The organism is Actinoplanes sp. NPDC049548, from assembly GCF_040676695.1.
Lineage (GTDB): Bacteria > Actinomycetota > Actinomycetes > Mycobacteriales > Micromonosporaceae > Actinoplanes.
The window spans coordinates 479,757-493,235 of the sequence record NZ_JBFAPM010000002.1; the positions used below are offsets into that span (position 1 = coordinate 479,757).

General features: G+C 70.5%; 11 protein-coding genes and 2 tRNA genes. 5 read left to right on the top strand and 8 right to left on the bottom strand.

All coding sequences use genetic code 11. The features are described 5' to 3' along the window. The first annotated feature begins 46 nt into the window (after window positions 1-46). Window positions 47-1,099 (top strand): oxidoreductase, encoded by a 1,053-nt coding sequence (locus AB0J80_RS06325; RefSeq protein ID WP_364700991.1) that lies wholly within the window; start codon window positions 47-49, stop codon window positions 1,097-1,099. A gap of 7 nt (window positions 1,100-1,106) precedes the next feature. Here the strand turns inward: AB0J80_RS06325 and AB0J80_RS06330 are convergent, their stop codons facing one another. Beyond that, window positions 1,107-1,742: a response regulator transcription factor gene (locus tag AB0J80_RS06330; protein WP_364700992.1), complete on the bottom strand. Its 636-nt coding sequence runs from the start codon at window positions 1,740-1,742 to the stop codon at window positions 1,107-1,109. Next, window positions 1,694-3,016, bottom strand: coding sequence for a sensor domain-containing protein (locus AB0J80_RS06335; RefSeq protein ID WP_364700994.1), 1,323 nt, complete (start codon window positions 3,014-3,016; stop codon window positions 1,694-1,696). The genes AB0J80_RS06330 and AB0J80_RS06335 overlap by 49 nt, the downstream gene beginning before the upstream one ends. A 253-nt stretch (window positions 3,017-3,269) precedes the next feature. On the opposite strand from AB0J80_RS06335, the gene AB0J80_RS06340 reads away from it, so the two are divergent. Both AB0J80_RS06340 and AB0J80_RS06345 read left to right on the top strand, forming a co-directional pair. Next, entirely contained in the window at window positions 3,270-4,160 is an 891-nt protein-coding gene (locus AB0J80_RS06340) for an acyl-CoA desaturase (protein WP_364700996.1), read from the top strand. A 30-nt stretch (window positions 4,161-4,190) separates the two neighbouring features. After that, window positions 4,191-4,985, top strand: coding sequence for an SDR family oxidoreductase (locus tag AB0J80_RS06345; RefSeq protein ID WP_364700998.1), 795 nt, complete (start codon window positions 4,191-4,193; stop codon window positions 4,983-4,985). 121 nt (window positions 4,986-5,106) lie between these two features. Here AB0J80_RS06345 and AB0J80_RS06350 read toward each other — a convergent pair. From AB0J80_RS06350 to AB0J80_RS06365, 4 genes are all read right to left on the bottom strand, one after another. After that, a tRNA-Met gene (locus AB0J80_RS06350) sits at window positions 5,107-5,184 on the bottom strand. Window position 5,185: 1 nt separating this feature from the next. Next, window positions 5,186-5,258: transfer RNA gene (locus tag AB0J80_RS06355), tRNA-Lys, on the bottom strand. Between the two features lie 399 nt (window positions 5,259-5,657). Beyond that, window positions 5,658-6,650 (bottom strand): TAXI family TRAP transporter solute-binding subunit, encoded by a 993-nt coding sequence (locus AB0J80_RS06360; protein WP_364701000.1) that lies wholly within the window; start codon window positions 6,648-6,650, stop codon window positions 5,658-5,660. Next, complete coding sequence (locus AB0J80_RS06365; RefSeq protein WP_364701002.1) at window positions 6,647-8,704, bottom strand: TRAP transporter fused permease subunit; 2,058 nt, start codon at window positions 8,702-8,704, stop codon at window positions 6,647-6,649. Before AB0J80_RS06365 ends, AB0J80_RS06360 begins: the two co-directional genes overlap by 4 nt. 451 nt (window positions 8,705-9,155) lie before the next feature. Between AB0J80_RS06365 and AB0J80_RS06370 the strand changes: the two genes are divergently transcribed. Beyond that, complete coding sequence (locus AB0J80_RS06370; RefSeq protein WP_364701004.1) at window positions 9,156-10,034, top strand: CDP-alcohol phosphatidyltransferase family protein; 879 nt, start codon at window positions 9,156-9,158, stop codon at window positions 10,032-10,034. Window positions 10,035-10,060: 26 nt separating this feature from the next. Here the strand turns inward: AB0J80_RS06370 and AB0J80_RS06375 are convergent, their stop codons facing one another. Together AB0J80_RS06375 and AB0J80_RS06380 are read right to left on the bottom strand one after the other, a co-directional pair. After that, the gene (locus AB0J80_RS06375) at window positions 10,061-10,702 is read right to left on the bottom strand and encodes a response regulator transcription factor (protein WP_364701006.1); all 642 of its coding nucleotides are present in this window, start codon (window positions 10,700-10,702) and stop codon (window positions 10,061-10,063) included. Continuing rightward, entirely contained in the window at window positions 10,693-11,784 is a 1,092-nt protein-coding gene (locus AB0J80_RS06380) for a histidine kinase (RefSeq protein ID WP_364701008.1), read from the bottom strand. The genes AB0J80_RS06375 and AB0J80_RS06380 overlap by 10 nt, the downstream gene beginning before the upstream one ends. A 152-nt stretch (window positions 11,785-11,936) precedes the next feature. On the opposite strand from AB0J80_RS06380, the gene AB0J80_RS06385 reads away from it, so the two are divergent. Beyond that, on the top strand, window positions 11,937-13,466 hold the full coding sequence (locus AB0J80_RS06385; RefSeq protein WP_364701010.1) for an alpha/beta hydrolase: 1,530 nt from the start codon (window positions 11,937-11,939) through the stop codon (window positions 13,464-13,466). Window positions 13,467-13,479 lie beyond the last annotated feature (13 nt).

Below are 13,479 nucleotides of genomic sequence, written 5' to 3' on the forward strand. Positions count from 1 at the left end.
CCGCGGCCGTGGCCTCGCTCACGGCCGGAGAGTAGGTTCCGGGAGCATGATTCGAAAGTTGTCGATGGCCGCACTCGGCCTGGCCGCCATCGCCGCCACGAGCGGCTTCAGCTCCGCCGCTTCCGCACCCTCGTGGGAGTTCTCCGCCACGGGCGTCACCGCCCGCTTCCGCGGCCTCGCACCGGTCAGCGACCAGGTGGCCTGGGTGGCGGGATCCGGCGGCACCATTCTGCGTACGGTCGACGGCGCGCACACCTGGCAGCGCGTGGATCCCCCGGGTACGGCGGACCTCCAGTTCCGCGACATCGAGGCTTTCGACGCGAACCACGCGGTGGCCCTCACCATCGGCGAAGGCGACCAGTCCCGCCTGTACGCGACCGGCGACGGCGGCGCCACCTGGACCGAGACGTTCCGCAACGACGCCCCGGCGGCCTTCTACGACTGCGTGACGTTCCTCGACCGCCGTCACGGCCTCGCCCTGTCCGACCCGGTCGGCGGCAAGTTCCGGGTCCTCGCGACCGATGACGGCGGCCGCAGCTGGCGGGTGCAGCCCGGGGACGGCATGCCGGACGCACTGCCGGGCGAGTTCGCGTTCGCGGCCAGCGGCACCTGCCTGGTGACCGCGGACCACCTCGGCAGGGGCCGCGCCTGGTTCGCGACCGGCGGTGGCGAACGCGCCCGCACGTTCGCCACCACGGACGGCGGCCGCAGCTGGCGCGTCACGGACAGCGGCGTCCCGAGCGGCCCCAGCGCCGGCGTCTACAGCCTCGCGTTCCGCGACCCGTGGCACGGCATCGCGGTCGGCGGCGACTACGCCGTACCGCAGACCGCCCCGGACGCGGCGGCGACCACCCGCGACGGGGGCCGCAGCTGGACGCCGGCGCGAACTCCGCCGGGCGAGTACCGCTCCGGAACGGCCTGGCTGGGCGGCACGACGGCCCTGGCGGTCGGCCCCACCGGAAGCGACATCAGCCACGACGGCGGCCGGACGTGGCGCGAGTTCGACGGCGGCAGCTTCGACGCGGTGCTGTGCGCGAAGGGTGCCTGCTGGGCGTCGGGTGAACAGGGCCGGGTGGCGAGGCTGACGTGGCGGCACTGACCAGCGATCATCCGTTCAGATAGGTCAGGACGGCGAGCACGCGCCTGTTGTCGTCCTCGGACGGCGGCAGGCCGAGCTTCGTGAAGATGTTGTTGATGTGCTTGCTGACGGCCTTGTCGGTGATCGCCAGCCGGCCGGCGATCGCTCCGTTGGAGCGGCCCTGCGCCATGTGACCGAGCACCTCCCGTTCCCGGGCGGTGAGGGCGGCGAGCGGGCCACGGCGGGCGAGCAGCTGCGCCACCACCTCCGCATCCATGGCGGTGCCACCGGCGGCGACCCGGCGGACCGCACCGACGAACTCGGCGACGTCGGAGACGCGGTCCTTGAGCAGGTAGCCGACGCCCCCGCTGCGGTCGGTGAGCAGCTCACGCGCGTACAGGGGCTCGACGTGCTGGGAAAGCACCAGGACGGGCAGGCCGGGAACCTCGGTGCGGGCCGCGATCGCGGCCTGCAGCCCCTCGTCCGTGAAGGTCGGCGGCAGGCGCACGTCCACCACCGCCACGTCCGGGCGATGCCGCAGAAGCGCCGGCAGCAGCGCGGGACCGTTGTCGACCGCCTCGACGACCCGGACGTCGAACGCCTCCAGGATGCGGGTCAGCCCGTCCCGGAGGAGGGCGAGGTCCTCGGCGATGACAACACGCACGGCAGCTCCATCGTAAGGAGGGTCGGCCCTCCCTGCGGGGACGACAGCGTCATGGTGCCATCGAAGGCGGCCAGGCGGCGGGAGATGCCGCGCAGACCCGTCCCCGCCCGGGGACGTCCCTGCCGGCCCGCCTCCGCCTGCCGATCCACTTCCGCCTGCCGGCCGGCGCCTCCGATGCCGTCGTCGTGCACGGCCAGGGCGAGCCGGCCTTCGTTGTGTCCTATTCGGACCGTCGCTGTGCGGGCGCCGCTGTGCCGGACGACGTTGGTCAGCGCCTCGGCGACCGCGAAGTAGGCCGCGGACTCGACCGGCGGCTCCGGCCGGCCGGGCAGGTCGACGTCGACGCTGACCGGCAGCGGGAGGCTGAGCGCGAGGGCCCGCACCGCCCCGTCGAGGCCGCGCTCGGCGAGCACCGGCGGATGGATGCCCCGCACCACGTGCCGAAGCTCGACCAGGGCGGCGCCACTCGTCTCACGAGCCTCGGCAAGGAGCTTGCGCGCGCGGGCCGGGTCGCGGTCGAGCAGCTCCTCGGCCAGCCCGATGGTCATGCCCAGCGAGACGAGCCGCGCCTGTGCCCCGTCGTGCAGGTCTCGCTCGATGCGGCGCAGCTCGGCGGCCTGGGCGTCCACCGTGTCGGCGCGGCTGACGGTCAGCTGCGCCACCCGCAGCCGCAAGGCGGCGGCCCTCGTGGGAGCGAGGAACAGCTTGGCGAACCGGGCGTCGACCCATCGCAGCCAGGGCGCGGCAGCCAGTCCTGCCGCGAGGAAGAGCACACCCTGCGGCAGAGCCGCCACTCCCTCGCCGAGGCTCTCGATGGGCCAGAAGACCCCGTACCCGTACCAGTCGGTGCCGAGGTAGAGCCAGAGCGGCAGCAGGACGACGCCCTCGATGCCGTAGACGGGCACGGCGAGCGACACGACCCCGAGCACCAGACTGACGATGGCGCCCGGCACGAGCCACGCGACGTCCCGCCAGGTGGCCGGGTCGGTGAGGATCCAGCGATAGCGCCGCCACCCGCCCGGCATCGCCCGCGGTGGCTCCGGCGCATACGGACGCTCAATGATCACACCGGCCCGGGCGGCGCGCCTGCGCTCCAGGTCGGCCCGCGCCCGCAGGACCCGGGTCGCCGGCGGCAGTGCGACCAGGCCCAGCCCCGCCACCGGGCTGAGAGCGAGGGCCACGATCCAGAGCACGAGCAGCGGGACGTTCGTCACGGACAGCCCGACGGCGAAGATCCCGCCCGCGACGGCGCGCAGCCTGGCTCCCGTCCTCATGGGCGCCATTCTTCCGAGGGGCTTCGCGCCGACGCCATGGTGCTGGCCTCACAATGCGGTGGGGTTAACCCCACCAACGTCCGAAGGCCTGCACCACTGACGCCCGGCCCGAACCCCGGGACCCTGGACGCATGACGACGAGGAACGGCCGAGAACCACGGCCGGCAGCGACTTCGCCGAGCTCGGACGCCGGATATCCCGCGCGGGACTGCTCGACCGCAGACCCGGCTACTACGCCGTACGGCTGGGCGTGGTGACCCTCATGCTCGTGGCCGGCTGGACCGCGTTCTTCCAGCTGGGCTCCTCCTGGTGGACGCTGACCGTGGCGGCCTTCCTCGCCGTCACCTTCGCGCAGATCGCGCTGGTGGCCCACGACCTCGCCCACCGCCAGGTCTTCCGCACCACCGGCACGAGCGCCCGCGCCGGGATGATCGCGGGCAACCTCGCCATCGGCATGAGCTACGGCTACTGGATGGACAAGCACACCAAGCACCACGCCAACCCCAACCACGACGACCTCGACCCGGACGTCGCCCCGGCGGTGCTGGTGTGGTCGCCCGAGGCCGCCGCCGCCCGCCGCGGCCGGTTCAACCGCTGGCTCACCCGCAACCAGGCGTGGCTGTTCTTCCCGCTGCTCACCCTTCTCGGGCTGAGCCTGCGCAAGGACAGCATCAAGTCGCTCCGCGCCGGAAGGGTCAGACAGCGCAGAGTCGAGAGCGCCCTCCTGACCGCGCACATCATCGGATACCTGTCCGCCCTCGTCGCCGTGCTGAGCCCCCTCCAGGCGCTGGCGTTCTTCGTCGTGCACCAGGCGCTGTTCGGCGTCTACCTCGGCCTGACCTTCGCCCCGAACCACAAGGGCATGCCGCACCCGACCGGCGGGGAGGACTTCCTTCGCAAGCAGGTCCTGACGTCCCGCAACGTCCGAGGCGGCCGCCTCACCGACGCGGCGCTCGGCGGCCTCAACCACCAGATCGAGCACCACCTGTTCCCGAGCATGCCCACGCCCAACCTGCGCAGAGCCCAACCGATCGTCCAGCGGTACTGCGCGGAGATCGGAGTGCCCTACGAGCTGACCGGCCTCGCGGAGTCCTACAGCATCGCCCTGCGCCACCTCCACGCGGTCGGCGCGGCCTTACGGTGATCTCACAACACCTGAGCGCAGGGAGGCCCGATGGATCTTCAACTCGCCGGCAAGGTCGCGGTGGTCACGGGCGGCAGCGTCGGGATCGGTCTCGCGATCGCCCGCGGCCTCGCGGCCGAGGGCGTCCACCTCGCGTTGTGCGCCCGCGATGAGCAACGGCTGCGGGCCGTCGCCGACACGATCAGAACCGACTTCCCGGTACGGGTCATCGCCGTCCCCGCCGACATCGCGCACCCCGACGGCGTGGCGGCACTCACCGACGCGGTCACCACCGAGTTCGGCGGCGCCGACATCCTGATCAACAATGCGGGCACCGGAAGCGAGGAGACGATCCTCGAGGCGCCCGACGAGCGCTGGCAGGCGTACTGGGAGCTGCACGTCATGGCCGCCGTCCGGCTCGCCCGCGCCCTCGCCCCGGGCATGAAGGCCCGCGGTGGCGGCGTGATCCTGCACAACGCGTCGATCTGCGCCACCCAGCCGCTGGGCTACGAGCCGATCTACAACGTCACGAAGGCGGCGCTGGTGATGTTCTCGAAGTGCCTCGCCAACGAGCTGATCGGCGACGGCATCCGGGTCAACGCCGTGAACCCGGGCCTGGTCATGACCCCGGACTGGCAGAAGACGGCGAAGCAGCTGACGGCCGGCACGGACACGTCCTGGGAGGAGCATCTGCAGAAGATCGCCGACGACTACGCGCCGATCGGCCGGTTCGCCGACCCCGAGGAGATCGCCAACCTGTTCGTCTTCCTGTGCTCGCCGCGCGCCAGTTACGCGGTCGGCTCGACGTACTACATCGACGGAGGCTGGCTGCGCACCACGACATAGCAGCCGCTGTCGCAGGCCCCGGTGTCGAACCGGGCGGTCCGCCCTTATGAGGGGCGGGTGAGCAGCCAGCGCTCCGCCTGCGCACACCCCGCGGCGGCCGCAACCGGCCGCCGCGGGACAGTGGTGGCAGGGGTGGGATTCGAACCCACGACCTCGGGCTTATGAAACCCGCGAGCACTCCGAGCTGCTCCACCCTGCAGTGCGCCGCCGGGGACTCGAACCCCGAACATGCTGATTAAGAGTCAGCTGCTCTACCTGTTGAGCTAGCGGCACGTCATCTGTGGCGGCGGTGGCCCTCACGTTGGCGGGGTAGCGCAAATGTTCCCCGCCGGCGAGCCCGGTGGTCGTCGCACCCACCGCAGCCGGCCCGCGCCGGCCACCGCACCCCCGTGACACAGAAAAGCCGCCGTCGGCGAACCGGGCGGCGGCGGCAGAACGCGGTGATCAGTCGCGTCGCCGGCCCGGACAAGGGCGCATCATCCACAGACCCCGCATTCGCTTCGCGGTGCTGCCGATCATCTCCACCCCCCAGGTCCGTCTCTGCCGTGCGGAACGGGTCATACGTTAGGGCGCCGGCCCGTGGCGCTCAACGCATTTACTTCCTTCCGTACGGGCACGGCGAAGCGCGGCGGTCCCGAGGCCGGATCCGCCGCGTTTGCCGCGACCCGTTGATCAGGGCGCGCCGAGGTCGTCCAGAGCCTTCGCGGCGCCACGGTGCAGCGACACCGGCTCGGTCCTGCGGGCCTTGTCGAGGCTGATCTCCTTGGCGGCGGCGTTGGCCTGCGCCAGCTGCGGCTGCTTCTCGAACAGCGTCTTCGTCAGGACACAGGCGAGGTCGGCGTCGAGGTTCTGCCGGACGAGAAGCAGATTGGGCACCACGATCGTCTTGACGTCGGCGGGTGTCTTGTACGTCGCGGCGGGAATGGTGCCCTGCTCGTACACGGGATTGATCTTTCTGAGGTCCGCCAGGAGCGGCGTGATGTCGAGGAACTGCACTTGGCCCCCCGATGTGGTCAGCAGGTCCGTGATGCCGGGTGTGGGCAGGCCACCGGACCAGAACAGCGCGTCGATCGACCCGTCCTTCATCCCGTCCACCGTCTTGGTCAGGTCGAGACGTTGCGCCTGGACGTCTTTCGCCGGGTCGAGTCCCGCCGCGGTCAGGAGCCGGTTGGCGATGACCTCGGTACCCGACTTGGGCGACCCGGTCGACACCCGCTTGCCCTTCATCCCGGCGACGTCGGTGATCCCGGCCGCCTTGCGGACGATGACCTGCGTGTAGTTGGTGTGGATGCGTGCCAGCGCCTGCACGGGCTGCTTCGCGGTGAAACTGTTGGTGCCGTTCACGGCGTCGGCGGCACTGTCGGCGAGCGAGAACGCCACATCGAACTCCCCGGCGACGAGCTGCTGGATGTTCTGCACCGAAGCGCCGGTCTCCGAGGCGGTGGCCCTCACCTTGCCGCCGGTCGCCGCGATCTGCTCCGCGTACGCATTGCCCAGCGCGAAATAGACGCCGGTGGCATTTCCCGTCGCGATCCCGATCCGGGTGTCGTCGGCGACGGCGCACGTGATGGCACCCCCGGCATCGGTCTCGGCCGCATCCTGCTTCCCGCCGCAACCGGCAAGCGCGAGCGCCCCCACGGCGGCCAGTGCCACTGCCTTCCTCATGCTGCCCCTCCGATCGGTTCCGTTCTCGACAGCCCTCGTCGCCGCCGCTGCAGCAAGGCGATCCCGGCGGCGAGGACCAGCGCGGCCACACCGGCGGCGATCGTCCCCGGCGCCAGGTACAGCAGCAGAAGTCCCGCGATCCCGCCGAGGATGCGGCTGGCCGTACCCGCGGGACCGATGCCGGGCACCCAGGCGCCCGTCGCGACCGCCAGCCCGCCCACCGCGAGGATCGCGACGGCAGTGGTCCACACGATGCCGGTGACCGGCCCACGGCCCAGCAGATACTCGCCCGGCTCGGTGAGCACGAACGCGATCGGCGCGAGGAACGCCGGCAACGCGTACTTCAACGCCTGCCACATCGTCGGCACGGTCCGGCCGCCGGTGATCGCGCTCGCCCCGACCGCGGCCAGCGCCGTCGGCGGCGTGACCTCGGACAGCACCGAGTAGTAGAAGACGAACATCGCGGCCGCCGGCGCCGGCACCCCCAGACCGAGCAGCGCAGGCCCGATGATCACCCATCCGATGATGAAGCTGGCGGTGACCGGTACGGCCAGCCCCAGCACCGCCAGCGCCACCGCGGCCAGCACGACGGTCAACGCCAGCACCGCGGCCGGATCGTCCGTGACCGCCCGCGCACCACTCACCAGCAGCGACGCCAGCTGCGCACCGAGGCCGGTCTTCGTCGTGGTCGCGGTGATGATCCCGGCGGCGGTGCACACGGCCACGACCGGAAGCACCCCGCGCACACCGGCTGCCAGCGCGGTGAAGAGCCGCTGCGGCGTCAGCCAGGCCCGCCGGTCGAGGAACGACAGACCCGCGGCCAGCATGGTCGCGTAGACCACGGCGCGCGTCGCGCTCTGCCCGGCGGCAAGGAGGACCACGATGAGTACGAGCGACGAGAAGTGGTACCCGAACCGCAGGAGCAGCCGCCCGGCCCCGGTCGCGGGCGCCTCCACGGCCCGTACGCCGAACCGCCGCACGTCGATCTCGACCGCCAGCAGAATGCCGAGGTAGTACAGAACGGTCGGAATCATCGCCCACCCGAGCACCGTCAGGTAGGAGACGTCGAGATACTCGGCGACGATGAACGCGGCCGCTCCGAGCGTCGGAGGCGACAGGATCGCACCGACGCCGGCAGCGGCGAGCATTCCCCCGGCCTGCTCGGGCGGATAACCGGCCCGCCGCAACATCGGCCAGGTGACGGCCCCGACGCTGACGGCGGTCGCGGTCCCCGAGCCCGAAACGGTCCCCAGCAGAAAACCCGCGGCCACAGCGGTACGCCCGGCCGCCCCGCGCGACTTCCGGAAAGCGGCCACGGACAGATCGACGAAGAACCGGCTGGCCCCGGACAGATCGAGCACAGCCCCGTAGATGGTGAAAAGCACGATGTACGTGGCCGCGACGTCGAGCGGAGTCCCGTAGAAGCCGCTGCCCGAGTTGTAGAGGGCGTCGACGATCTGCGCGAAGTCAAGCCCGGAATGGGCGATGGTCCAGTCCTGGGGCAACAGCCCGCCGTAGTAGCCGTACGCGAGAAAGCCGAGGCAGACGACAGGAAGAGCGAGCCCGGTGGTCCGCCGGCAGGCCTCGACGACGAGCACCAGCATGACGGCGCCGGCGATGACGTCGGGAGTGTCGAGCAGGCCCTGGCGGTCGAGGAAGCCGTCGTAGCCGCCGGTCAACGGGTTGAGCGGGTAGAGGCAGACGAGCAGGGCACCGGCGGCCAGCAACCAGTCCGGAATGGTCGGACGGTCCAGGGTCCTCAGCTGCCGGCCCTCGACCTGCCGGCTCCGGGAAGCCGGTAGGCCGCTGCGGTAGACGAGGAACGCCAGCGGCAGCGTGCAGGCGAGGAACACGATCAGGTAGAACTGACTGCCCTGGGATAGCGGCCGGAACACCTGCCAGAGCACCAGCAGCGCGGCGGCGAACGCCACCACTGCGACGCCGAGTCCCACCCGGCCGGTCAGGGTCCGGGCCGGACGTTCCTCGTCGTCGTAATGGACCGCCGGAGGATCCGTCGAAACGGCGACCGGCTCGGCGTCTTCCACCGTGGACATGTCGGCGGCGGACGCCCGGGCGGAGCGCACGCCGGCGGAAGACGCCGCAGCGGGAGACATATCGGCGGACGCCCCAGCAGAGGACGACCCAGCGGCAGGCACGTCGGCAGAGGACGCCCCGGCGGGAGACACGTCGGCGGACACGTCCGCGGTGGACTCCTCCGCGGGAGACACGTCGACGGTGGACACCCTCGCCGGGGTTGCGTCGGCGGGCGGTTTGGGCGGTCCGGGCTCGCGGGGCGAGGGCCTGGGTGACAACGGGTGGACCGGCTCGTCATCGGTCGTCCCCCGCTCGGCCGGACATCGACCGTTGACCATGAACGGACGCTACTATGCCCGCCGCTCGTTGTAACCTCACAATTACGCAGCCATACCTGGTCGGCTTTCGATCTTCATCACAAAAACGGACAAAAGTAGTTTCCTGGGCGGCGCCGGACCGTTGATTGGGGTTATGGTGCAACGCTCATCGCTGCAGGAGATCCGCGAGCGGACGTACAAGGCTCGCGACGCGTGGTGGACGGTGCTGCTCGTCGACCCGGTGGCGGCCAGGCTGGTCCGGGTCGTCTCGCCGTACCGGTGGATCACCCCGAACCTGCTCACGGGTCTGGCGACTCTCTTCGGCCTGGTCTCGGCGGCCTGCTTCGTGATGCAGGACCGCTGGTGGCTGGTCGCCGGAGCTCTCCTCTTCCACGTCAGCTTCATCGTGGACTGCATGGACGGCAAGATCGCCAGGCTCAACGGCACCGGCTCGCTCTTCGGCGCCTGGTTCGACTTCATGTTCGATCGCCTCCGGGTCTTCATCTGCGCCGTCGCCCTGTTCGTCGGCCAGTACGCGCGAACCGGCTCCACGGCGTACCTCTGGGCATTGATCGCCGTGACCTTCCTCGACCTGTTCCGATACGTGAACTCGCACCAGATGGCGAAGCTTCGCCAGGACATGCGCGACCGGCTCGCGGAGGCTCGCGGTCCCGTCGCGCCGGCCCCCGCCTCCGGCCCGGCGGTTCCGGTCATCCCGCACGGTCCTCGCGCCCGGCTGCGGCACATGCTCCTGTCCCGCCGCATCCGCACACACTTGATCAGCGGCATCGAGTTCGAGATGGCGGTGTTCATCATCGGCCCCCTGACCGGCTGGGTCATCCAGACGTCGGTGGTCGCCGGCGCCCTCCTCCTGAGCTTCGAGCTGTGGCTGATCTTCCGGCTGTGGCAGGCGACCCGGGCCTTCCCGGTCGCTCTCGCCAAGGCCCACGCGTCAGCCGCGGTGGCGGCCGCGGCCACGCAGGTTCCGGTCCAGGACACCGAACGCGAGTTCACCGCGACGACGAAGCAGTAGCGGCACTCGGCCTCGATCGCCATTGGTCACCGCCTGAGATACTTGAGGACGGCCTGGACCCGCCGGTTCGTACCGTTCGTCGAGGGAATGTCGAGCTTCGTGAAGATGTTGCTCAAGAACTTCTCGACGGCGCTCGGGCTGATCCTGAGCGCCTCGGCGATGGCGTTGTTGGACCGGCCCTCGGCCATCAGCGCCGCGACGTCGTGTTCCCGCGCCGACAGCCGGTCCTGGGGGTCCGTGTTTCTCCGGACGCGGAACTGGGCGACCACCTCCGGGTCGAATGCCGAGCCACCGCTGACGACGACACGCATCGCGTCGAGGAAGTCCCTCACTCGCGCGATGCGGTCCTTGAGCAGGTAGCCGATCGACCCGCTGCCTTCGGAGATCAGATCGTTCGCATACCGCTCCTCCACGTACTGCGACAGGACCATGACGGCGGTTTGGGGATACAGCCGACGGATCGTCAGGGCGGCTCGGATGCCCTCATCGGTGTGCGTGGGCGGCATGCGCACATCCACGACCACGCAGTCGGGTTTGTGCTCCTCCACGGCCCGGAGCAGCTGCTCGGCGTCTTCGACGGCGGCGACCACCTCGAAGCCCCCGTCGGTGAGCACCTTGACGATGCCGGGACGGATCAGCACGGAGTCGTCGGCCAGGATCACGCGCACGGGAGCTCCACCATCAGGATCGTCGGTCCGCCTGTCGGACTCGTCAGGGTCATGGTGCCGTCCACCGACGCCGTGCGACGAGCGAGGCCCGTCAAGCCGCCGCCGGGCGTCATGGCCGCACCCCCGCAGCCGTCATCGCTCACGGTGATGTGCAACCGCCCGTCTTGCCGTAGCACCGCGACGTCGGCCCGCCCCGCCGACGCATGCTTCGCAATGTTGGTCAGCGCCTCCGAGACGACGAAATAGGCGATGGCTTCGACACTCGGGGGACAACGCGGCTCGACACGCACCGCCAGTTCCACGGGAATCGGTGCGCGAGCCGCGATCCCCGAGAGCGCAGCGTCCAGACCACGATCGTCCAGCACCGCGGGATGCAGTCCGCGGACGAACTGCCGTAGCTCGATGAGCGTCGTGATCGCCTCCTCGTGGGCGGCGACGATGGCGTCCCTGGCCGGCGACGGCTCGGCGAGCGCCTCCCTCGCCATCCCGAGGTTCATGGCCAGGGCCATCAGCCGCGGCTGGATCCCGTCATGCAGGTCCCGCTCTATTCGCCGGCGTTCCGCGTCGGTCGCGGCGATGACGTCGGCCCGGCTCTGCGCCAGTGACGCCACCCGCTGAGTAAGCCGTTCATAGGGGCCCGGGGTGAGCAGGCGGCGGGCGACCTCGAGATCGGCCTTCGCGTAGCGGCGGGCAGCCGACGGCACCAGCACGAGGAAGACTGCGGGGACGCCCACGACCAGCGCTATCAGGTGGTATGTCAGATGCCGGCCGGCGCCCTTCCACGTCAGGCGCGGTGTGGGGATGTCGATAGAGAACGACCTGCGGAACCGTTCGCGATGGGTCCTGGCGAACTCGAGGGCGAACCAGAGGACGGCGGCCGGAAGCGTGATCGCAGCGGTGACATAGGTGGCCACGAGCATCGCCCCGCCCGTCGGGGCCGAGAGGAGGCTCAGCACGGCCGCGAGCCAGAGAACGAGCAGGCTGATCAGCACGATGCCGACCGGGACGCTGAGGGCGGCACCGGCCAGGATGTGCCGCACCGACCGCCCGGTCGTGAACGGGTTTTCCTGCTCGTTGGTCACGTCATCGACCGTAGGCATCAAGGCGGGCGGGGACCATCCGGAAAACCTTCGGTTGTGGATGAGGAAAACCCCACCCACAGCGGAGCGCTTACCCCAGTGACGGCCGGGTCCCCGCCCAGCAGCCTGGATCCGGACCACGAAGGGGGCCAGACATGATCCAGACCAAACGGCTGACCGTCCCGGTCGTCGCGGCGCTCAGCCTGGTGCTGGCGGCGACACCGATCGGATCCGCCGCCGCCCTCGCGACGGGCAAACCCGCGGGCTCGATCGCATGGCATCGGTGCGCGCTGAACGCACAGGACGAGGAGGGGCACGAATGGGACGCTGCCGGCATCGAATGCGGCGACGTCACCGTTCCCGTCGACTACGCGAAGCCCCGCGGACGCACTATCACGGTCGCTATCGCCCGCAGCCGCGCAACCGATCCGGCACACCGCATCGGCGCCCTGGTCATCAACCTCGGCGGACCGGCATCCCCGGTGCTCGGCGTGGTGCCGCTCGCGCGTCAGACGATGGGTGAGACCGGCTCCCACTTCGATCTGATCGGCATGGACCCGCGATTCGCCGGACGCAGCACCCCGCTCGACTGTGAATGGCCCAGCAGCTGGCTTCCCCGCTCGGCCGGCGCCGACCGCGCGAGCTTCGACCACATGGTCTCGCTGACCCGGGACCTAGCGAGGCGATGCGGACGGAAGCACGGGGACGACATCCCCTACGCGTCGACCGCCAACACGGCTCGCGACATCGACGCCATCCGCGCGGCGCTCGGCGAGCCGAAGCTGTCGTATCTGGGGTATTCGCAGGGCACCTTCCTGGGTGCCGTCTACGCGCAGCTCTTCCCCCAGCGTGTCGATCGACTCGTGCTGGACAGCGCGGTCGACCCGACCCGACCCGGAACGTTCCTGCTGCGCAACGCCGCGCCCGGACGGCAGGCCGCACTCGCCGAATGGGCGCAATGGGCGGCCACGCACAACAGCGAGTACGGCCTGGGAGCAACCACCGAGAAAGTTCTGGCAACGGTCGACCGGATCTATGCGGCGTCGGCGAGGAAACCACTGAAGGTCGGTGGCTACGCCGTCGATGACACCGTGGTGCCCGCGATCGTCATCCGGTCCCTCACCGACGACACCTCGAACGGCGAGCTGGCAGAGACGATGAAGGTGCTGGCAGACGCCGCCCGGCGCGGAGACATCACCAACACTGGGACCGCCGAGCTCCCGGAGTCGCTGACCGACGTCCTGAGCGACGTCCTGACCGGGGCTCAATCGGCAGTGAACAGCGCCCGGACGGCCATCATGTGCGGCGACGCTGCAGTTCCGCGCGACCCCCGGTGGTATTGGCGGGACATTCGAGCCCACCGTGCCGAGTCAGCGCTGTTCGCGCCGCTGAGCCGGACGATCACCCCCTGTGCGTTCTGGCCGAGCTCGCCGGTGGAGCGCCCGGTGCGCGTCGGCAATGACGTACCGGCGTTGATCGTGCAGGCGGAGAAGGACACAGGGTCCCAGCTACCGGGAGCCCGGAAGATGCACGAGGCGCTCACCGCCTCGCGCATGGTGACACTCCAAGGAGCCCGCACCCATGGCGTGTACGGGTTCCGCGGCGCGGGCTGCGTGGACGATGTGGTCGACGCCTACCTGGTCAGCGGATCTCTGCCCCGCTCGGACGTCATGTGCTCGGAGTAGACGCCGGCGGCCG